This is a genomic window from Xanthomonas arboricola pv. juglandis (assembly GCF_001013475.1).
Lineage (GTDB): Bacteria > Pseudomonadota > Gammaproteobacteria > Xanthomonadales > Xanthomonadaceae > Xanthomonas > Xanthomonas arboricola.
On sequence record NZ_JZEF01000005.1, the window covers coordinates 212,089 to 232,558 of the forward strand.

The 20,470-nt window shown below is 64.9% G+C and carries 14 protein-coding genes, 3 tRNA genes and 1 pseudogene; 5 read left to right on the forward strand and 13 right to left on the reverse strand.

Features of this window, described 5'->3' with window-relative positions; all coding sequences use genetic code 11:
* The first annotated feature begins 33 nt into the window (after nt 1-33).
* The 4 genes and pseudogenes from thiD (at nt 34) to XARJCFBP2528_RS18085 (ending at nt 2,024) form a co-directional block, all read left to right on the forward strand.
* Nucleotides 34-843: a bifunctional hydroxymethylpyrimidine kinase/phosphomethylpyrimidine kinase gene (gene thiD, locus XARJCFBP2528_RS18065; RefSeq protein ID WP_016904788.1), complete on the forward strand. Its 810-nt coding sequence runs from the start codon at nt 34-36 to the stop codon at nt 841-843.
* Nucleotides 840-1,721 (forward strand): annotated as a pseudogene (locus XARJCFBP2528_RS22880) (alpha/beta hydrolase family protein). The gene thiD and the pseudogene XARJCFBP2528_RS22880 overlap by 4 nt, the downstream one beginning before the upstream one ends.
* 40 nt (nt 1,722-1,761) lie before the next feature.
* A tRNA-Arg gene (locus XARJCFBP2528_RS18080) sits at nt 1,762-1,838 on the forward strand.
* Nucleotides 1,839-1,947: 109 nt separating this feature from the next.
* Nucleotides 1,948-2,024, forward strand: a tRNA-Arg gene (locus XARJCFBP2528_RS18085).
* Between the two features lie 146 nt (nt 2,025-2,170).
* On the opposite strand, the gene XARJCFBP2528_RS18090 is transcribed toward XARJCFBP2528_RS18085, so the two are convergent.
* Together XARJCFBP2528_RS18090 and XARJCFBP2528_RS18095 are read right to left on the reverse strand one after the other, a co-directional pair.
* On the reverse strand, nt 2,171-3,166 hold the full coding sequence (locus tag XARJCFBP2528_RS18090) for a DedA family protein/thiosulfate sulfurtransferase GlpE (protein WP_016905010.1): 996 nt from the start codon (nt 3,164-3,166) through the stop codon (nt 2,171-2,173).
* Nucleotides 3,167-3,210: 44 nt separating this feature from the next.
* Entirely contained in the window at nt 3,211-4,155 is a 945-nt protein-coding gene (locus XARJCFBP2528_RS18095; RefSeq protein WP_016905009.1) for a LysR family transcriptional regulator, read from the reverse strand.
* A 134-nt stretch (nt 4,156-4,289) separates the two neighbouring features.
* On the opposite strand from XARJCFBP2528_RS18095, the gene XARJCFBP2528_RS18100 reads away from it, so the two are divergent.
* The gene (locus XARJCFBP2528_RS18100) at nt 4,290-4,991 is read left to right on the forward strand and encodes a pirin family protein (RefSeq protein WP_016905008.1); all 702 of its coding nucleotides are present in this window, start codon (nt 4,290-4,292) and stop codon (nt 4,989-4,991) included.
* 99 nt (nt 4,992-5,090) lie between these two features.
* Here XARJCFBP2528_RS18100 and XARJCFBP2528_RS18105 read toward each other — a convergent pair whose 3' ends face one another.
* The 11 genes from XARJCFBP2528_RS18105 to XARJCFBP2528_RS18155 form a co-directional block, all read right to left on the reverse strand.
* Nucleotides 5,091-6,422 (reverse strand): IS4 family transposase, encoded by a 1,332-nt coding sequence (locus tag XARJCFBP2528_RS18105; RefSeq protein WP_080959819.1) that lies wholly within the window; start codon nt 6,420-6,422, stop codon nt 5,091-5,093.
* A 194-nt stretch (nt 6,423-6,616) separates the two neighbouring features.
* Nucleotides 6,617-8,596 (reverse strand): methyl-accepting chemotaxis protein, encoded by a 1,980-nt coding sequence (locus XARJCFBP2528_RS18110; RefSeq protein WP_026064760.1) that lies wholly within the window; start codon nt 8,594-8,596, stop codon nt 6,617-6,619.
* Between the two features lie 236 nt (nt 8,597-8,832).
* Nucleotides 8,833-8,925 (reverse strand) — tRNA-Ser (locus XARJCFBP2528_RS18115).
* A gap of 84 nt (nt 8,926-9,009) precedes the next feature.
* The gene (csrA, locus tag XARJCFBP2528_RS18120; protein ID WP_024939585.1) at nt 9,010-9,222 is read right to left on the reverse strand and encodes a carbon storage regulator CsrA; all 213 of its coding nucleotides are present in this window, start codon (nt 9,220-9,222) and stop codon (nt 9,010-9,012) included.
* Between the two features lie 138 nt (nt 9,223-9,360).
* Complete coding sequence (gene alaS / locus XARJCFBP2528_RS18125) at nt 9,361-12,009, reverse strand: alanine--tRNA ligase (protein WP_016904267.1); 2,649 nt, start codon at nt 12,007-12,009, stop codon at nt 9,361-9,363.
* Nucleotides 12,010-12,110: 101 nt separating this feature from the next.
* On the reverse strand, nt 12,111-12,599 hold the full coding sequence (gene recX, locus XARJCFBP2528_RS18130) for a recombination regulator RecX (protein ID WP_016904266.1): 489 nt from the start codon (nt 12,597-12,599) through the stop codon (nt 12,111-12,113).
* A gap of 275 nt (nt 12,600-12,874) precedes the next feature.
* Complete coding sequence (recA, locus tag XARJCFBP2528_RS18135) at nt 12,875-13,909, reverse strand: recombinase RecA (RefSeq protein ID WP_016904265.1); 1,035 nt, start codon at nt 13,907-13,909, stop codon at nt 12,875-12,877.
* Nucleotides 13,910-14,081: 172 nt separating this feature from the next.
* Nucleotides 14,082-14,729: a transcriptional repressor LexA gene (gene lexA / locus XARJCFBP2528_RS18140; protein ID WP_016904264.1), complete on the reverse strand. Its 648-nt coding sequence runs from the start codon at nt 14,727-14,729 to the stop codon at nt 14,082-14,084.
* Nucleotides 14,730-14,821: 92 nt separating this feature from the next.
* Nucleotides 14,822-16,498 carry a 2-polyprenylphenol 6-hydroxylase gene (gene ubiB / locus XARJCFBP2528_RS18145; protein WP_016904263.1) on the reverse strand — a complete coding sequence of 559 codons (1,677 nt, stop codon included), beginning with the start codon at nt 16,496-16,498 and terminating at the stop codon, nt 14,822-14,824.
* A gap of 421 nt (nt 16,499-16,919) precedes the next feature.
* The gene (locus tag XARJCFBP2528_RS18150) at nt 16,920-19,448 is read right to left on the reverse strand and encodes a TonB-dependent receptor (RefSeq protein ID WP_230673815.1); all 2,529 of its coding nucleotides are present in this window, start codon (nt 19,446-19,448) and stop codon (nt 16,920-16,922) included.
* A gap of 262 nt (nt 19,449-19,710) precedes the next feature.
* Complete coding sequence (locus tag XARJCFBP2528_RS18155; protein ID WP_026064896.1) at nt 19,711-20,205, reverse strand: CinA family protein; 495 nt, start codon at nt 20,203-20,205, stop codon at nt 19,711-19,713.
* Nucleotides 20,206-20,470 lie beyond the last annotated feature (265 nt).

Here is a 20,470-nt window from a genome sequence, read left to right on the forward strand (position 1 = left end):
CACATCCGTCAGGCAGCAGTGCAGAATCCCCCCATGACCACGTCCAGCACGCTGTCCGCCCTGACCATCGCCGGCTCCGATTCCGGCGGTGGTGCCGGCATCCAGGCCGACCTCAAGACCTTCGCCGCGCACCGCGTGCACGGCTTGTCGGCGATCGCCGCATTGACCGCGCAGAACACCCGCGCCGTCACTGCCGTGCATATCCCCCCGGTCGCGTTTCTGCGGGCGCAGATCGATGCCTGCTTTGCGGACTTCGAGATTCAGGCGGTCAAGCTCGGCATGCTCGCCAATGCCGAGGTCATCCATTGCGTGGCCGATCTGCTCGAAACCCACCGCCCACCGTTCGTGGTGCTCGACCCGGTGATGGTGTCCACCAGTGGCGCCCGCCTGCTCGAAGACGCCGCGCTGGAGGCCGTGCGCACGCGTCTACTGCCGCTGGCCACGCTGATCACACCCAATACGCCCGAAGCCGAACTGCTGACCGGCCGCCGCATCGACGATGCCGATGCCGCCGAGCACGCCACCGCCGCCCTGCTCGAACTCGGCGCCAATGCGGTGCTGCTCAAGGGCGGTCACCTGCACGAAGGCGCGCGGGTGATCGACCGCTTCGATGACGGCGTCACCCAGGACGTGTTCATGCATCCGCGCCTGCAGGTCGATGCGCATGGCACCGGCTGCAGCCTGTCGGCGGCCATTGCCGCGCAGCTGTGCCAGGGCCTGTCCCTGCTCAACGCCTGCGAAGCGGCCATCGACTACGTTGCGCGCGCCATCCGCCTCGGCCACAGCCCAGGGCACGGCGAGGTGCTGGTGCTGGACCATTTCGGTGCCGCGCCCAGCCCATGAGCGTGCAGGCCAGCACGCTTGCAGCTACCGCAGCGGATGGACATGCCTGGCAGGTGCTGCGCCACGCACCGGCGCGGCCGATCGCCAGCCTGCTGTGGCTGCCGGCACTGGGCGTTGCCGCCCGGCACTACCAGCCGTTCGCGCACGCCCTGGCCGGCGCCGGCATTGCGGTGTACCTGCACGAGTGGCGCGGCAACGGCAGCAGCACCCTGCGCCCCTCGCGCGAGCACGACTGGGGCTATCGCACGCTGCTTGCCGACGATATCCCTGCCAGCCGCGCGCTGCTCGACCTGCATGACCCGCAACTGCCGTGCGTGCTGGGCGGCCACAGTCTCGGCGGCCAACTGGCTTGCTGCCATGCGGCGTTGCAGCCGGCCCGGATTGCGCAGCTGTGGCTGGTCGCCAGCGGCTCGCCGTACTGACGCAATTTCCCGGTGCCGATGCGCTACGGCCTGCCGCTGATCTTCCGGCTGCTGCCATGGCTGGCACGCACGCAAGGCTTGCTGCACGGGCGAACGCTCGGTTTCGGCGGCACCGAGGCGCGCAGCCTGATCGCCGATTGGGCGCAGGTCGGTCGCAGCAATCGCTATCGCGCGGCAGGCACATGGTGGGATCTTGAGCAGGCGCTGGGCCAACTCGATCTGCCGATCAGCGCAGTGACCCTCGCACGCGACCGCTTCGGCCCGCCCGGCGCCTTGCAGGCCTTGCTGCAGAAAATGCCGCAGGCACGTGCCGAACGTGTTGCCTTGGACGATGCGCAACTGGGCGCGCGCAGCGATCACTTCGCATGGATGAAGACGCCTGCCGCCGTGGCCGCTACACTGCGCAGGCGTCTTGGCGATGAGGGTAGCGACAATCGAATGTCACAAAGGGATTGACGAGGACTCCGGGCATCCGCATAATTCCGCTCCTGACGACGCGCCCGTAGCTCAGTTGGATAGAGTACCTGGCTACGAACCAGGCGGTCGGGAGTTCGAATCTCTCCGGGCGCACCATCTTCAGAACAATAAGAGACAGCCTTCAACCGCTGTCTTTTTAGTTACAAGGGTCCGATCGCATTGCGAAGGATCTGCAAGTTAGAAATGCAAGTCAAAACAAGATAATGCGCCCGTAGCTCAGTTGGATAGAGTACCTGGCTACGAACCAGGCGGTCGGGAGTTCGAATCTCTCCGGGCGCACCAATCTTGAAGAAAACGACCAGCTTGCTGGTCTTTTTTTTGCCTGTCGTTCGAGTGCACGGCGTGGCAGCGCTGTTACCACGCAGCGAACGCAAAGCAGCAGGCGCCAAAGACCAGCACGCGCGCCGCAGGACATCGCGTCACTGCGGTCAGGCCATCGCGCCCAGCACATCATCGGTACGGGCAACCACCGCCACCGGCAGCAGCGAGGTCACCGGATGCCCGGCGTCGCGCCATGCATCCAGCCCACCCAGCAACGGCAGCACGTCGCGATATCCGCGCTCGCGCATCCGACCGGCCAACCACGCCGCCGACACCTCGTCCGGACACGCGCAATAAATCACCACACTGCGATCGCGCGGCACGCTGGCCAGGATCTGCGCAAGCTGACGCTCGTCGGCAAACACCGCGCCGGGAATCGTATACGGCTGCAGATCGCGATGGCCCGGCGCACGGATGTCCAGCACCGTCGGCCGTAGCGCTTCGTCGCCATCGAGCAGCAGCACCAACTCGTCCACCGCGATACGCGCGTGCTCCAGCGAACGCAGCAAGGCATGCCGCCGCCACCAACGCCAGCCGACATAGCAGGCCAGCAACACGCCCAGCACGACCACCGCACCGGAGCCCAGATCCGACAGCAACGCGAGCACGTCCTGCACCTGATGCGCGAACAGCGCGCCCAGGCTCAGCCCGACGAACGCCCACAGCGACGCACCCAGGGCGTCGTAGCGCAGGAATGCCGCCGGGCGCACCCGCATCGCACCGGCCATCGGCACCGAAACCATCGACAGACCGGGCATGAACTTGGCCACCGCCAATACCCGCACACCCCAGCGCGAGAAGAACCGCTCGGTCTTCTTCATGCAGGTATCGCGCGACAGCGACAGCCGGCACAGCGACTGCAGGGTGCGATTGCCGAAACGGCGGCCGGCCAGATACCAGGCCAGGTCACCGAGCAGACTCGCCAGCACCGACACTGCCAACGCCATCAATCCGGCCAGCCAGGCGTCACTGCCGCCCTGCAGCGCGTAGCCGGCACCGACCAGCACCAGGGTCGGCAGCGCCGGCACCGGCAAGCCCAGCGACAACGCCAGCACGTTGGCAAAGACCAGCGCCAATCCGTACTGTTCGATCAAGCCTTGCATGCGGCAACCCTGCGCGACGGCGAGGGCCCATTATCCGCCCTTCCTCACGCACGCGACTGCCCGGCGGCGACGGAACGATACGTTTCGGCAAGCGACTGCAACCAGCCATCGAACAGTCCATCGCGGCGCAGTGCGCGCCGCCACCAGCCCAATGCCTCGCCCTCCTCGCCCGGCCGCCATGCCAGGTAGAAGGTTTCATCAGGTTTACGGGGCTCCACCTCCAGCGCGCACAGCCGGCCGTCCTGCAGTGCGCCGCGCGCATACGGCTCGGGCAGAAAGCCGTAGCCGGCGCCGGCCAGCTGCAACTGCAGCTTGGCCTGCATGTCCGGCACGGTGAGCACATCGCGCGCGGAGAGCAGGCCGACCGTGCGTGGCAGCAGACGCCGCGCCGAATCCGCCACCGCGATCGCACGGTGTTCGGCCAGCTCGGCCGCGCCCAGCAGGCCGGCGCCCGCCAGCGGATGCGTGGAGGCCACCGCGAACACGAAGCCCAGCGTGCCGATCGTCTCGGCGACATAGCCACCACCGCTCGGCCCCTCGCCCGCCGCCACGATCAGGTCCACGCGCCGATCCAGCAACGCCTCCCAGCTGCCGGACAAGGATTCGCTCACCACGCGCAGGCGGGTGCTGTCGGCCACCGTGTAGAAGTCCAGGATCTGCGCCTGCAGCAAGTCCACAGGCAGGATCGCATCCAGCCCGATCGCAAAGTCCGACTCCCAACCCGACGCCACCCGCCGCACCCGCACCTCCAGCTCCTGCGCAGCCCGCAGCAGCTGCCGCCCTTCGCGCAGCAGTTCGCGCCCGGCCTGCGTCGGTGTCGCCTTGGGGCCGACCCGCTCAAACAGCTGCACACCCAGATCGTCCTCCAGCTTGGAGACCGTGTAGGAAATCGTCGACGGCACCTTGAACAACACCTTGGACGCGGCCGTGAACGAGCCGCGGCGGTCGATCGCATCCAGGATCTGCAACGCTTCCAGGCTGATTTTCATTGTTCGATTTTTTCGATGATAGCGGCCAAATCTACTCGCTTTTTGACGCCGGCGCGGAGGTAGAGACTAGCCATCAAGCCGCCGGGACACCGATTCGTTCCCTGGCGACACCAACCCTTTCAAGGAGAAGCAGCATGTTGAATGTCCGCAAGAGCGAAACCCGTGGCCGCGCCGAACATGGCTGGCTGTCCTCGCGCCATACCTTCTCCTTCGCCAGTTACCACGACCCGCGCCACATGGGCATCGGCCCGCTGCGGGTGATCAACGAAGACAAGGTGATCCCGGGCGAAGGCTTCGGCACCCACGCCCACCGCGACATGGAGATCATTTCCTACGTGCTGGGCGGCGCACTGGAGCACAAGGACAGCATGGGCACCGGCTCGGTGCTGCACTACGGCGATGTGCAGCGCATGAGCGCCGGCAGCGGCGTCAGCCACAGCGAGTTCAACCACTCCGCCAGCGAACCGGTGCACTTCCTGCAGATCTGGGTGATGCCCGAGCGCAGCGGCATCGAGCCCAGCTACGAGGAGAAGCATTTCGATGCCGACAGCAAGCGCAACCAGCTGCGTCTGATCGCCTCGCCCGGTGGCGAGCACGGCTCGCTGCGCCTGCATCAGGATGCGCGCCTGTATGCCTCGATCCTCGATGGCGAGGTGCGCCTGCAGCAGCCGCTGGCCGACGGCCGCATCGGCTACGTGCAGGTGGCGCGCGGCAGCCTGAGCGTCAATGGCCAGGCGCTGTCGGCCGGTGATGCGCTGCAGATCACCGACGAGCCGGAAATCGTGCTGGCCGATGCACGCGATGCGGAAGTGCTGGTGTTCGACCTGCCGAAGTAAGCGGCACCAGCTCAGCGCGCAGCGTGCCGCCGACAAGCCGGCACGCTGCACACTGGAGATTTGCCGATATCAAAAAGCCCGCTTCCGGCGTAATGCTGTTCACTTAAGCGGAGCAGCCTTCCGATCTACCGGATAGCGGGTCTTCGAGATCTTCACCGTCCTTGGCCGGGTAGGCCTTGGACGGTGATCGAGGAACAGGCTCGCGATGCCTGAGCGAAGCTGGGATAAGCGTCTTCCTGTGGCGGAAGCTGGATTGGCTGCGGCCATCACGATGAGTTGCACTGCGATGTACTGGCAAACCGGTTTGAATCGGATGTCCGAAGGCGTTTTGCCAAACGCCTCCGCTGCCTGACCGGCTTCACGTCGAATGATGTTGTAAGCCAGCAGCAACCCCCAGACCTCCTGGTACACCAAGTCGATCTTCTTGCTACGTAAGGTCGTCGCGTTGTGCTGCATCGAGCTTTTGATGTCGCGCAAACTCAGTTCGATTTCCCATCGCTCCTGGTAAAGCAGTGCGACAGACTTGGTGCTGTAAGTGGTGACAGGCAACGAGGTCAGCACCGACTTTCTCTTCCCCTGATGCAGATAGCTCACTTCACGTACGTCCCAGTGCGTGGGAAGCGCTGGATTGCGTTTTCTGGCCTGCGGCGAGACACGCATGCGCAGTAACCGATCATCAGTGCCATAACGCGTGATTTCCTCAGCCACCAGGCCTTTGCGTGCTGGTGTCAGCCAGTGGCGTGCAGTGCCAGTGTTGGCTAGCGAAAGCAACAGATCAGCGCTCCAGAATCCTTTGTCGAACAAGGTGACCGAATGGTCGGGAATGGAGTGTAGAAACGGCTCGCTCAAGCGAATTTCGCTGCGCCGGTACGGACTGAGCTGGGCATTGAGCAAGACATGCGAGCGTACGTTCATCAGTGCAACCAATCGCAGCATGGGAAATGGTGTCTGACGGTCCGTGCTGGTATTACCGGAACCAAAATGTTCGCGCAGTTCTTCAGTGTCTGGCGTCCGCAGCAGCGCGCCATCCACGGCAAAGACCTGCAATCCCTGCCATTCATCGCCTTTGTAGCGTTCGCATCCCCACTGCGCCCCAGTCGTTGCAAACAGGTGGTGGACCGGGTCGGCGCCCAGTCGCGCGCGCGCCTGACTGACACCGCTGCGAGCCAACAGATCTTCTGAGGCCAGCCCTTGTGCGCAGATGTTCAAACGACGTGCGACCTCGTGCACCGGTTCGTCACGGAACAACGCCATGCCCAGGACAAGCCACAACACCTGATCACTGGGAAGACGCCGACGCCGGATGCTGGCCTTGGAAGACAGTTCCAGCGCGCTGGCCACCCACTCCACCGGAATATTCTGCGTAAACGTGCTCAGGTCGGAGAAGTTGAACAGATCGCCAAGGTCGAACAGCTGCTGTTGAAGGGACACAAAAAATCCGATACCAGAGGTCTGATACCAGATTTTCGGTAACTCAATTGCTTAAGTGAACAGCATTACGCTTCCGGCGGGCTTTTTTTGTGCTCAAGTAACGCTGATTGCAGAACGCCTGCGATGACGCTGCAACGCTTGACGCAACGCATCGCCAACGCCAACGCCGCGCAGTACTGCATCACTGCGCGAGATCACGCGGCCTGCGGCCTGGCAGGCCTGGCAAGCGACTTGCTAGGGGTCTCGCTGCGCACCGCCGCTATGGCGCCATCGCCATCACCATCACCATCACTATCGCCATTGACCAGGGCAAACAGCGCGTCGGCATCGGCTTCCAGCACACGTGCAGAGCGCGCCAGATCGCCGACCATCTGCGCCTGGTCGCGCGCCTGCACACCGACCGATTGCAGCGCGGTGTTGGCGGTGGAAATATCCCGCGCCTGCTCCTGACTGGCAGCGGCAATCTGCTCCACGGTGGCGGTGACCCGCAGCACCGAACCGACCATGTCCTGCATCACCGCCCCGGCCTGCTCGGCCAGGCGCGAACCGTCGCCCACCTGGTCGGTCGCGTTGTCGATCAAGCCACGAATTTCCTTTGCCGAGACACTGCAGCGCTGCGCCAGGCTACGCACCTCGGTCGCCACCACGGCAAATCCACGCCCCTGCTCGCCAGCGCGTGCCGCTTCCACGGCTGCATTCAAGGCCAGAATATTGGTCTGGAACGCGATGCCGTCGATCACCTCGATGATCTGGCCGATACGGTCGGTGGCCGCGCGAATGCCCGCCGTGGTCTTGACCATGTCGGCGATGACGGTGGCGCCGCGCAGCGCCACATCGGCCGATGCCTCGGCCATGCGCTGCGCCGAACCGGCGCTGTCGGAATTGCTGCGCACGGTTTCTGCCAGCTGATCGATGGTGGTCGAGGTCTGCGCCACGGCTGCCGACTGCGTTGACGAGCGGCTCACTAGGTCCTGGTTGCTGACCGAAATATGGTGCGCCTCGCGCTGCACGTTCTGCGCAATGCTCATGGTCTGCTGCATCAACTGACGCATGCGCTCGGCCGAGCGCACCTGATCGGTGACATCGGTGGCGTACTTGACCACCTTGTACGGACGACCGGACACATCCAGGATCGGGTTATAGGACGCCTGGATCCACACCGGACTGCCGTCCTTGCGCAGCCGGCGGTAGCGGCCCGCATCGAATTGCCCACGCGCCAGCTTCGCCCAGAAATGCCGATAGTCTTCGGAGGCACCGTAGTTTGCGTCCACGAAGATGCGGTGATGCTGGCCGATCGCCTCCTCGGCGGAGTACCCCAAAATGGCCAGGAAGTTGTCGTTGGCACTCAACACGCGCCCTTGCAGATCGAACTCGATCACGCCCATCACCTTGTCGATGGCCTGGATGCGACCATCGGCGTCGGCCGAATCGATCACCTGACGGGTCACGTCGGTGGCGTACTTGACCACCTTGTAAGGCCGCCCGTGCTCGTCGAGCACCGGGTTGTAGGACGCCTGGATCCACACCTCGCTGCCGTCCTTGTTGAGGCGCTTGTAGCGCCCCGCGTCGAACGCGCCGCGCCCGAGCTTGTCCCAGAACGCGCGATAGGCCGCCGACTGACGCGTTTGCGCGTCCACGAACATGCCATGGTGCTTGCCGCGAATCTCATCGAGCCGGTAGCCCATCACCGCAAGGAAATTCTCGTTGGCATCGAGCACCGTGCCATCCAGCGAAAACTCGATGACCGCCATGACCTTGTCGATCGCATCGATGCGGCCTTCGAAGTCGGCGGTCTGGCGGACCTGCGCGGTGATGTCGGTGGCGTACTTGACCACCCGATAGGCCTTGCCCGCGCGATCCAGCAACGGATTGTAGGAGGCGTTGATCCATACCTCGCGCCCGTTCTTGTCCAGCCGGCAGAATCGCCCGGCGTTGAAGTCGCCGCGACGCAGCGCCTGCCAGAACTGTCGATAGCTTTCGCTGTCGCGGTCGCTGGGGGTCACGAACATGCGGTGATGCTGACCGACGACTTCGTCCAGCCGGTAGCCCATCAGCGACAGGAAGTTCTGGTTCGCGTGCAGGATGCGGCCATCCAGATCGAACTCGATTACCGCCATCACCCGGTCCACCGCATCGGCCTTGTGCTGCAGCCCACGGCTCAGTGAAGAAAACAGGCGTCCAAGCAGCGGCGGCAGGCGCATCGGGGTGAGATCCGAGAGAGGTGTCACAGCCTTAGCGACCCGTGCCCGGCTTACTTGAATCGCTGCCCGCAGCGCGTTCGTGGCAGTTCAGATGCTGCGGCCCGCACAGCCGCCGGCGTTGCGCCAGCAATGCCAATGCAGACCGTCACTGAACTGCCGGCACAAATGAAAACGCCCGCAAATCAGGGATTTGCGGGCGTCTAGAACACTGGCGGAGCGAGAGGGATTCGAACCCTCGATAGAGTTTTTGACCCTATACTCCCTTAGCAGGGGAGCCCCTTCAGCCGCTCGGGCATCGCTCCAGTTTTTTGCGTCCTGCCGCGGTGTCCGTTGCAGGCCGCGAAGAATACCGGGTAAGAGGGGCTAACGTAAACCCTTTATGACGATCAATTCGAAGAATCGTCGCCCTGATGCGCACCGGAAGCGACCGGCTCATCCCCACGCTGGATCCGCTGATAGATTTCTTCGCGGTGTACAGCAACATCTTTCGGTGCGGTGATGCCGATACGCACCTGATTACCCTTGACGCCGAGTACGGTCACAGTGACCGAGTCGCCGATCATCAAGGTTTCGCCTACCCGGCGAGTGAGGATCAACATTTTGCAAATCTCCTGGAACCGGTGGGTTTCCCACCAGCATCGGCGGCCGACTGACGAGGCGCGCTCTAGGTAAAGGGAATAGACCGGAAATGGTAGCGGGACACCCTGCCAACCAGCAAGGCATACCAGGACAAGTGTTCAGCCCAAGTGTTGCTTGACCCAGGAGGCCACGCCTTCCAGCGCGGTCGCAAGGGCGGGACCATCCTCGCCACCACCCTGGGCGAGATCCGGACGACCGCCGCCCTTGCCTCCGATCTGACTGGCGATATGGCCAAGGAGTTCCCCCGCCTTCACCTTGCCAGTTGGGCTGCCGTTCACGCCGGCCACAAGCGCAACCTTGCCGCCAGCGGCGCCTGCCAACACGATGACCGAGTCGCCCAACTGCTGCTTGAGGCGATCCATCGCATCGCGCAACGCCTTGGCATCGAAGCCCTCCAGACGCACGGCGACCACCTTGACGCCTGCCACATCGACCGCGCCGGAACCCAGGTCTGCAGTTGCGCCGGAGGCCAGCTTGGCCTTGAGCGACTCCAGCTCACGCTCGAGCCGCTTCTGACGTTCGGTGAGCGCGCGAACCTTGTCGACCACCTCGGTGGCATTGCCGCCGAGCAGGCTGGCCGCCTCGAGCAGACGTCGCTCCTCATCGGCGACATGGTCCAGCGCGCCCTGCCCGGTCACCGCCTCGATGCGACGCACGCCCGAGGACACACCGCCTTCGGAAGTGATCTTGAACAAGCCGATGTCGCCGGTGCGGGTGACATGGGTGCCGCCGCAGAGCTCGGTGGAATAGCCGCCCATCTTCAGCACGCGCACGTTCTCGCCGTACTTTTCGCCGAACAGGGCCATCGCGCCGAAATCCAGCGCCTCCTGCATGGCCATGTTGTGCACTTCCACGCTGTGGTTGGTGCGCACTTCGGCGTTGACCTTGCGCTCGATCACGGCGAGCTCTTCGGGCGTGATCGGCTGGAAGTGCGAGAAGTCGAACCGCAAGCGGTCCGGTGCAACCAGCGAGCCCTTCTGCTGCACATGCGTGCCCAGCACCTCGCGCAGGGCCGCATGCAGCAGATGCGTGGCCGAGTGGTTGAGGATGGTCTTGCCGCGACGCTGCACGTCGATGCCTCCTGCCAGCACATCGCCCAATGCCAGCGCACCTTCGGTGATGCGCCCGACATGGCCATGGAACTGGCCGGCAAACTTCTGGGTGTCGGTGATCTCGATGGAGACATCGCTACCGCTCAGCTGGCCGCTATCGCCAACCTGTCCACCGGACTCGGCATAGAACGGCGTCCGGTCGGTGAACACGATGACTTCGTCGCCGGCTTCCGCACGTTCGACCGGGCGGCCCTGCTTGAGCAACGCCACGACCTTGAGCGCATCGGCGTCATAGGCCTCGTAGCCCAGAAACACCGTCGGCGACATGGTGGCGACCAGATCGGCCGGCAATGCGACGCCGCCACCGAACTTGCCGGCGGCACGCGCGGTCTCGCGCTGACGCTCCATGGCGAACTCGAAGCCCTCCATGTCCACGCGCAAGCCGCGCTCGCGTGCGATGTCGGAGGTGAGATCGACCGGGAACCCGTAGGTATCGAAAAGGCGGAACGCATCGGCGCCGGGAATCACTTCCTGCGCGCGCGCGGCGACGTCGTCGAAGATCTTCATGCCGGCGTCCAGCGTTTCGGCAAAACGCTCTTCCTCGGCCAGCAGTGCGCGCGCGACGGTCTCCCGCGCGACCACCAGTTCGGGATAGGCCTCGCCCATCAGCTCGACCAGGGTCGGCACCATCTTGCTGAAGAACGGCTGGCGTACCCCCAGCATCCAGCCGTGACGCAGCGCACGCCGGATGATCCGGCGCAGCACATAGCCGCGGCCTTCGTTGGACGGCAGCACACCGTCGACGATCAGGAACGAACAGGCGCGGATGTGATCGGCGATCACCCGCAGCGACTTGTTCTCCAGATCGGTGACGCCGGTCAGCGCGCTGGCCTTGCCGATCAAGGCCTGGAACAGATCGATCTCGTAGTTGGTATGCACGTGCTGCAGGATCGCAGCCAGGCGCTCCAGGCCCATGCCGGTGTCCACGCACGGCGCCGGCAGCGGCACCAGGGTGCCGTCGGGCTGGCGGTCGAACTGCATGAACACCAGGTTCCAGATCTCGATGAAGCGGTCGCCATCCTCGTCCGGGGAGCCCGGGGGGCCACCGGCGATATGGTCGCCGTGGTCGAAGAAGATCTCGGTGCAAGGACCACACGGGCCGGTATCGGCCATCTGCCAGAAGTTGTCCGACGCGTACGGCGCACCCTTGTTGTCGCCGATGCGCACGATGCGGCTTTCCGGAATACCGATCATGTCGCGCCACAGCGCGAAGGCTTCTTCGTCGGTGTGGTAGACGGTGACCAGCAACCGCTCGGCCGGCAGCTTCCAGACCTGGGTCAGCAGCTCCCAGGCCCAGCTGATGGCGTCCTTCTTGAAGTAGTCGCCGAACGACCAGTTACCCAGCATCTCGAAGAAGGTGTGATGGCGCGCGGTGTAGCCCACCGAATCCAGATCGTTGTGCTTGCCGCCGGCACGCAGGCAGCGCTGTACGTCGGCCGCGCGCAAGTAGCTGCGCTTCTCCGCGCCGAGGAAGACGTCCTTGAACTGGACCATGCCGGAGTTGGTGAACAGCAAGGTCGGGTCGTTGCCCGGCACCAGCGGCGCGGATGGCACGATGGTGTGGCCCTTCCCCTCGAAGAACGCGAGGAAGTCACTACGAATCTGGGAAGTGCTGAATTTGGCAGGTGCGTTCATGTGCTGGCATTGGGCGGGCGGCAGTCCCGGTCACCCAATGAGATGTGGGCGCAGATGAGCGGAACAACCTGAAACCACGAAGGGTAGCAGGCCTGACGCCCTCAGTCCTCAAGGTCGAAGCGCGTGGCGCTACGAATGCTGTTGCCATCGAAACCACGCCGGGCCAGCAGATCGGCGGCCTTGCGCCGTTGCGGCAGATCGGTGGGGCCCTGGTCGCCAAAGCGACGCCGGATCAGATCGCGCGCGTTTTCGGTCCAGTCGCCCTCAAATGTCGCCATTGCGGCGCTGATGGCATCGCTGTCCAGGCCATGGGTTCCGAGCTCGGCGCGGATATGCAGTGGGCCGTAGCCCGAGCCTGCGCGATTGCGCACGACCGAGGCCGCAAAACGGGTGTCGTCCTGCCACCCCTCGTCAGCCAGGCGCTCCACGGCCGCCTGTGCAGCGTCCGGCTCGATACCGCGTGCCAGCAGCTTGCGGTTCAATTCCTTGCGCGAATGCTCGCGCCGCACCAGCAATCCCAGTGCGCGTTGGACCGGCGTCTGTTCCTTGAACCGGCGTCCCCGCTTTGGCGCGGGCTGTTGCTCGTCCATCGTGGGTGTCCCGAGTACCAAAACCACACAGCATCAATGCGCCGTCCATGGCGCCTGCCCTCCTGGCCTTCAATAGATCTACCGCGGGAAGCGACGGCACTGACTCCGCCGTCCCCGCGATAGAAAACCTGCCACAGCCATTAGTGCTGCCGTTCTGCCATCAGGCGGACGCGGCCGGCAGGGGGAACCGGGGATGGCCCACGCGGACGTCCCGGTTCGCGCTGCCGCCGAGACACCGGCCTGATGACGGCTGGGCTCGCACTGCCTGGCTGCTGTTATTCCTTCTCGACGTCGTCGCCGGCTTCGCGCGGCGCTTCGGCCGGCTGGAACTTCTCGCGCAGCTCGGCTTCCAGCCGCACCGCAACCTGCGGGTTGTCGCGCAGATAGCCACGCGCGTTGTCCTTGCCCTGCCCAATGCGTTCTTCGCCGTAGCTGTACCAGGCGCCGGCTTTCTCGACCAGCTTGGCTTCCACGCCCATGTCGATCAGCTCACCCTCGCGGCTGATGCCTTCGCCGTAGAGGATTTCGGTCACGACCTGCTTGAACGGAGGCGCCAGCTTGTTCTTGACCACCTTGATCTTGGTCTGGTTGCCGATGATTTCGTCGCCCTTTTTGATCGCGCCGATACGACGGATGTCCAGACGCACCGATGCATAGAATTTCAGCGCGTTGCCGCCGGTGGTCACTTCCGGGCTCTGGCCCGGCATCATCACGCCGATCTTGTGGCGCAGCTGGTTAATGAAGACCACCAGCGTGTTGGAACGCTTGATGTTGCCGGTCAGCTTGCGCAGCGCCTGACTCATCAGGCGGGCCTGCAGGCCCGGCAGCTGGTCACCCATTTCGCCTTCGATTTCCGCCTTCGGGGTCAGCGCGGCGACCGAGTCGACCACCACGATGTCCACCGAACCGGAACGCACCAACATGTCGGCGATTTCCAGCGCCTGTTCGCCGGTATCCGGCTGCGACAGCAGCAGGTCGTCGACATTGACGCCCAGCTTGGCGGCGTAGATCGGGTCCAGCGCATGCTCGGCGTCGATGAAGGCAGCGGTGCCACCCTTCTTCTGGCACTCGGCAATCGCCTGCAGGGTCAGGGTGGTCTTGCCCGACGATTCCGGACCGTAGATCTCCACCACGCGGCCCTTGGGCAGGCCGCCGATCCCCAGTGCGATGTCCAACATCAGCGAGCCGGTCGGAATGACTTCGACGGCCTCGATCACACGGTCGCCCATGCGCATCACCGAGCCCTTGCCGAATTGCTTCTCGATCTGGCTCAGTGCGGCGGAAAGGGCGCGCTTCTTGTTCTCATCCATCTGGGTGATCCTTGTCAGTGATTTCGGTGTAGGGCTAATGTAGCGGCGGTGTATCGCACAGACTGAGACTGGCTGCGACACACTCAGATTAGGGAGGCGGCCATGGCAATGGCAGCGGGAAATCCTGCGGCACCGGCTCGGGATAACGCCAGTGAGGCCATCGGCGCAGTACTCAACGATTCGGCCTCAACAGCCCGCAGTACAGGCCCTCGATCGCGAAATCCTGATCCGGCAACACTTCGATCGGCGCGTAGTCCGGATTGCGCGGCAGCAGGCGGATGCGGTCCTTGCCGATCTTCAACAGCTTGACCGTGATCTCCTCATCGATGCGCGCCACCACGATCTGCCCCGAGCGCGCGTCGCGGGTGCGGTGCACCCCGATCAGGTCGCCGTTGAAGATGCCTTCATCGCGCATCGAGTCGCCCTGCACCTTGAGCAGATAGTCCGGCGACGGCGAAAAGAACACCCGGTCCAGCACCACGAAGTCGTCCGAGCCGATATCCGCGCCGATCGGCAGGCCTGCGGCCACGCGTCCCAGCACCGGCAGACGCAGCACATCGTCGCGCATCGGCTCGTTTGCAGCGGCAGGCGGGGTGCGCGGCTGGGCGCCCTGCCCGGCCAGACGAATGCCGCGGGCCTGGCCGGGGACGCGACGGATCGCACCGGCCTGCTCCAATGCCTCAAGATGGTATTGCGCGCCGCGCACACCCTTGAAGCCGAAGGCGCGGGCGATCTCGGTCTGCGAGGGCGGTACGCCGTCGGCATCGATGCGCTCGGCGATCAAGGCCAGGATTGCTTGCTGGGTATCGGTCAGGTCCATGGTTAGTAGTATTACTACTAACTGACGCCTGCGCAATAGCCGTGTCGTGCGCCATGCGCAGTCCAGCAATCGGGGGTCAGCATGTGCCGCGTCTAGCGGCGGCTGCGCCAGATGGAGAACAGGATCCAGACGCCGCACAGGGCTGCACCGATAAACCCGCCGACGCCCAACGCGAGCAACCAGCGGCTGGCACTGCCGCCGACACTGTTCATGACGATCGACGAGCCGATCACCAGCGCGGCAGTCACGATCCCCATGGTGAGCCGGTTGGCCGCGCGATCGACCTGCTCGCCGAACTCGCGCAATGCACGCGTTTCGATCTGCAGTTGCAGCTTGCCGCGCCGTGCGGCCTGCAGCAGCCGTTTGAGATCGCGTGGCAGATCGCCGATCAGGTCGATCGCGCCGGTCACGGTGCGACGGCTGCGCCGCAGCATTGCGCTGGGTGCATAACGCTGCAGCACAACGCGTTCGAGATACGGGCGCGCCTCGGTGGCCATGTCGAAATCCGGATCGAGCTGGCGCCCCATGCCTTCGAGCGTGAGGAACGCCTTGATCATCAGCGCCAGATCCGACGGCAGGGTCAGCCCGTGATCGCGCAGGATCGAGGTCACATCGCCCAGCATCGCGCCGATGCGCAGTTCCTTCAGCGGCACCCCGCGGTACTCGTCGACGAAGGCACCGATATCCTGCTGCAGCCGCGACTCATCGACCTCCAGGCTGGTACCGGCCCATTCCAGCAGTACGTCGATGACCGCTTCGGCGTCGTAGCTGACCATGCCATGCAGCAGTTGCGCGACCTGGAAGCGGCGCTGCTCGGAAACGCGCCCGACCATGCCGAAATCGATGACGGCGATGCGCCCGTCGCGCAGATAAAAGATATTGCCCGGATGCGGGTCGGCGTGGAAACAGCCATCCTGCAGCACCATCTTCAGCACGATCCCGGCGCCGGTGCGTGCGAGCGCCTTGCGGTCCAGGCCGGCCGCATCCACGGCGACCAGATCCCGCCCCGGGATGCCGTCGATGAATTCCTGCACGTTGAGCGATTCGCAGGTCCACTGCCAATAGACGGACGGCACCACCACCTGGGGGTCGTTGACGAAATTGGCTGCGATGCGCTCGGCATTGCGGCACTCGGCGGCGAAATCGAGCTCGCGCCGCAGGGAGACGGTGAATTGCTGCACCACTTCGGCGGGGCGATAACGCTTGAGATCGGGCGCACGCGTTTCCACAATTTCCGCCAGGCGTGCCAGCAGGCGCAGATCCGCATCGATGACATCGCCGATGCCGGGGCGGCGGATCTTCAGCACCACCGGTGTGCCATCGGCCAGCCAGGCGCGATGCGTCTGCGCCAGCGATGCCGCAGCCAGAGGCTGTTCGTCCAGCCGTGCGAACACGCTTTCCGGCTCCGCGCCCAATGCTGCGACCAGTTGCGGGCGGATCTGTTCGAACGGCAACGCAGGCACTGCGTTCTGCAGCTCGCTCAGCTCTTCGATCCACTCCGGCGGCAGCAGGTCCACACGCGTGGCCAGCACCTGCCCCAGCTTGACGAAGGTCGGCCCGAGTTCCTCGAGCGCGCGCCGCACCCGCGTCGCGGCGGACATGCGCAGGCGGCCCTCGGCGTTATGCCAGTGCAGCAGCTTGCCGGCACGGTCGAGCACGTCGGCCAGCCCGATGCGCCGCACCACATCGCCGAATCCGTAACGGATCAGCACCGCAGCGATTTCCTGCAGCCGCCCCAGGTCCCGAACGGTGCCGAGCGCTTCCCACATCAGCACACCGCCTGCGATTGCGCTGCGGCAACGGGCCGCATGGCGTTAACGTGCATCGCTGCATGTGTGCGCTCCTTGCAAACGCCTGTTGACCATGCACGACCACGCGCAACGGCTGTGGCTGCATGATCGCTCGCGCGCAGGACGGCGCGGTGGCCGGCCGCCGCAGGCCTCGGCTGCCGCGCGCCTGCGCGCCGATCATCCAGCAATGCCAGGACAGCGCCCGCAGATCGGCGCAGCAACGACAACGACAACGCATGAGCAAAAAGCGGAAGCATCGGCACGCAGGTTGGAAACGAGACCTCGTTTGTAGCCGATCTGCACGTGCCTGTCGCGTCATGAATACCTGCGGGCTTAGCCGAGGTTGCGCTTGCGCATGCATCTTGCTGCCTTGGCACTGCCGTGCTTGGGCCTTCGAGACCTAATACCGCAACCGCAAGGTGAGCCCATACGTGCGCGGCGCACCCAGAAATGCATTCCACGAACCCGCCTGTAGCGGCGCATCGATGACGATCTGGCGATAGGTTTCGTTGCCGAGATTTTCTGCCCACGCTTCCAGCATCCAGCGCTTGTCGTCGGCGCCGATGCCCAGCCGTGCATTGAGCACCGCATAGCCCGGTTGCGCCTTCTGCGGATCCAGATCGGAGCCGGCGTTGTACTCGGAAACATACTTCGCGCCGACATTGAACCGGCCGGTCATGCGATTGCCGAGCGCGTGCTCGTAGCTGACCGAAAGATTGGCCGACCAGCGTGGCGCAAAGCTCAGACGACTGCCCGGCAGCAGTGCCAGATCGGCGTCCGGCAGCGGATCGTCGCCATACGCGGTATCCGTGTAGCTGAGCCCGCCCTGCACCATCAGGCCGGGCATGGCGCCCTGCCACAGCAGTTCGGCATCGATGCCGCGCGACACCACGCTGGGAATGGCGCGCACCACGAAGCTGGTCCCGAGGAAATTGTTGAGCTGAAAGTCGCTGAAGTCCTGATAGAACAGCGCGGCATTGAGCAGCAGGTTGCCACCGAGCCAGCTGGTCTTGGCGCCGAGCTCGTAACTGTCGACGAATTCGCCGGGAAACGCGGTGTCGTCCACCGGCAGGATGCCTTGCACGCCGCTGGACAAACCATCGGAGGACTGCACGCGATCCAGGTTGAAACCGCCGGCCTTGTAGCCGCGTGCGGCGGACACATAGGTCATCACCGCATCGCTCCAGCGGTACGCCAGCTTCGCCGTTCCCGACCATTCGCGCTCGGTGCGGCGTTGCTCGGTGCGACGGCCGGCATGGGCGACGTTGGCCCAGGGCAGACAGGTGAAACCGACCACTTGTGGTGCGATTGTCGGCGCTGCCGACGCAGGCACGCCACGCGCGACCAGCGCGGCCCCGATACGCCGCAATGCGGCCGGATCGAGCTGACCGTTGGCCGCGAAGTAACTGGCGCACGCCGGGCTTCCATCGGGATTTTCGAACCTCGACTGCAATACCTTGTGCTCGTAGGTGTAGCGCAGCCCAACCACCACATCCAATGCATCGGTGGCATGCCAGGTGTTGTTGGTGAACAGCGCGGCACTGGTGCCATCCTGCCGAAAGCGATCGTGGCTACCCTGGCCGCGAAACAGCGTGCCGGCCGGCAAGCCGGTGGCATCCGCGAGAAAGCGCGTTGCATCCGCACGGGTGGCCAGCGCCGGATCAACCCGTGCAAGCAACACGCTGGACAGATACGGCTCGTAGGCACTGCCGAAGCGATAGGACTCGTTGCGATGCAGGGTTTCGTCGGCGTAGAACGCACCGACCATCCAGTCCAGACGCTCGCCCGATCCGGCTAGGCGCAGTTCCTGGCTGAAGGTCTTGAACCGGGTCAGCATCTCGTCCTCGCGCGGCGCGCGGTAGAGGATGTCGGCCGCACTGTAGTCGAAGTCCAGGCCGTTGATGGATGTCCAGTCGCGCAATGCGGTGATCGAGGTCAGCACCGCCTTGCCCAGCCACGGCGTGGTCCAATCCAGCTGCGCCGACACACCCTTGTCCTGGATATCCTGCGCGGTGCTGCGATTGCTGTAGGCACGCCTGCCTTGCGGGTCTGCACGCGCAATCGTGCCCTGCCCGCCTGGTGCCAGCGCATCGATCAGTGCTGCGGTCGGCCCACGTTCGGTGGTGACGGTGACGCAGCAGTTTTCCTCGCGGCGGGTGTAGTCGGCAGCCAGATTGATGTCCAGGTCGGCGCCGGGTTCCCATAACCACTGCACGCGCGCAGTGCGCAGGTTCTGATCCCCGTCGTCGCTGGCGGTGCGCGGGCCGGCCCCGGTGACCACCTGTTCGAAGCCGTCGCGACGCCGCCTGGCCGCATAGACGCGCAAGGCACTGGTGTCGCCCAGCGCATCGTTGAAGGCGCCGGCAATCCCGAGCGCGCCATAGTTGCCCACGGTGATCTCGGCATCGGCGCTGCGGGTAAAACTGGGCCGACGCGTCACCACGTTGATGACGCCGGCCGAGGTGTTCTTGCCGAACACGGTGCCTTGCGGCCCCTTCAACACCTCGATGCGCTCAAGCTCGCCGAGGTCGGCAAAGCCCACGCCGTTGCGTGCGCGCGCCACCCCATCGATGACCACACCGACCGAGGATTCGAGCCCGGCGTTGTCGCCCACCGTGCCGATGCCGCGAATGCGCGCGGTGGTCTGCGCAGCGCTCTGACTGCTGGTCACGATCAAGCCGGGCACCAGCACCTGCAGTTCCTTGATGTCGTGCACGCCGCTGTCCTGCAGCAGTTGCTCGGGCAATACCGAGACCAGCACCGGCACGTTCTGCAGCGATTCCTCGCGCTTTTGCGCAGTCACCTTCAGGGCCGCCAGCGTTGCCGGCTCGTTGCGCTGTTGCTGCGTGGCCGTTTGCGCATGCAGCGGCGATGCCTGTGCGGCGGCGAAGAGCACCAGCGCGAGCCCGGTGCTGCGTTGCTGTTGCATGCGCATGCCTGTCCCCCGACAAAGAGCCCGCGATGCACTGCGGCGAGCGCCGCAGGTCGCGTGAGGCCACACCTTAGCGAGTGAACGGGGTTGGACAACACCGCTGGCAGAAGCTGCGCAGCGCGCAGCGAACGCACTGCGGTGAAAGCTGCATTGCAGCCATGCATGAACTGCGCAATCGCTGGCTGTCGGAGACAATCAACGCGGCCAGCGTCGCACTGCGTGCAGCATAGGCGCGCGCGCGACTTCTTCCTTACGGAGACTAGAGCAGTGCGCTCAAGCCCTGCAGCGCGGCAACCACGGTCTGACGCCGCACTGCATCGCGATCGCCAGCGAACTGGAACAACTGCGCAGTGGCATAGCCGCCGCGCCGCTTCCAGCCAATCCATACCGTGCCGACCGGCTTGTCCTCACTGCCGCCACCCGGGCCGGCGATGCCGGTCACCGCCACCGCGATGCTCGCACCGGAATTGACCAGCGCACCCGACACCATTTCGATCACCGTTTCGCGGCTGACCGCACCATGCACTTCCAGCGTCTGCGGCCGCACCCCCAGCAAGGCCTGCTTGGCCTCGTAGCTGTAGGCGGCCATGCCGCAATCGAACCAGTGCGAGGACCCCGCCACATCGGTGACCGCCTTGGCGATCCAGCCACCGGTACAGCTCTCGGCAGTGACCAGGCGCTCGCGCGCGGCAAGCAGCTGTTGACCGAGGCGTTCGGCCAGCTGGTGCAGTTCGGAATCGGCGGACATGGACATGGGCACGGCGAGTAAAGGAGCAACCGACGTTTTAGCCGAATTTGCCGCGCCTGTCTGCGCTGGCGCCCAATCCGCGCCGGTGACGACGTGGCCGAGGTTCAGTGGCGGTGTGCAGCCGATGGCAGCGGCCATCGGCTGCGCTGGCGACAGGATCACAAGGATAGCGGCGGCCGGCAGACGTTCTTACGCCCGCACCACTGCTGCAGACACGCATTCGGTCGTGCCAGCAAACAGGACGCCACGGCCGAAGCGGCGCGATCGCCGC

Coding starts and splice junctions, on each gene's coding strand:
- XARJCFBP2528_RS18100 (WP_016905008.1), top strand. CDS start 4,290: ATGTTGAATGTCCGCAAGAGCGAAACCCGTGGCCGCGCCGAACATGGC.
- XARJCFBP2528_RS18090 (WP_016905010.1), bottom strand. CDS start 3,166: ATGCAAGGCTTGATCGAACAGTACGGATTGGCGCTGGTCTTTGCCAAC.
- ubiB (WP_016904263.1), bottom strand. CDS start 16,498: ATGTGGGAAGCGCTCGGCACCGTTCGGGACCTGGGGCGGCTGCAGGAA.
- XARJCFBP2528_RS18150 (WP_230673815.1), bottom strand. CDS start 19,448: ATGCAACAGCAACGCAGCACCGGGCTCGCGCTGGTGCTCTTCGCCGCC.
- XARJCFBP2528_RS18155 (WP_026064896.1), bottom strand. CDS start 20,205: ATGTCCATGTCCGCCGATTCCGAACTGCACCAGCTGGCCGAACGCCTC.
- recX (WP_016904266.1), bottom strand. CDS start 12,599: ATGGACGAGCAACAGCCCGCGCCAAAGCGGGGACGCCGGTTCAAGGAA.
- thiD (WP_016904788.1), top strand. CDS start 34: ATGACCACGTCCAGCACGCTGTCCGCCCTGACCATCGCCGGCTCCGAT.
- alaS (WP_016904267.1), bottom strand. CDS start 12,009: ATGAACGCACCTGCCAAATTCAGCACTTCCCAGATTCGTAGTGACTTC.
- recA (WP_016904265.1), bottom strand. CDS start 13,909: ATGGATGAGAACAAGAAGCGCGCCCTTTCCGCCGCACTGAGCCAGATC.
- XARJCFBP2528_RS18095 (WP_016905009.1), bottom strand. CDS start 4,155: ATGAAAATCAGCCTGGAAGCGTTGCAGATCCTGGATGCGATCGACCGC.
- lexA (WP_016904264.1), bottom strand. CDS start 14,729: ATGGACCTGACCGATACCCAGCAAGCAATCCTGGCCTTGATCGCCGAG.
- csrA (WP_024939585.1), bottom strand. CDS start 9,222: ATGTTGATCCTCACTCGCCGGGTAGGCGAAACCTTGATGATCGGCGAC.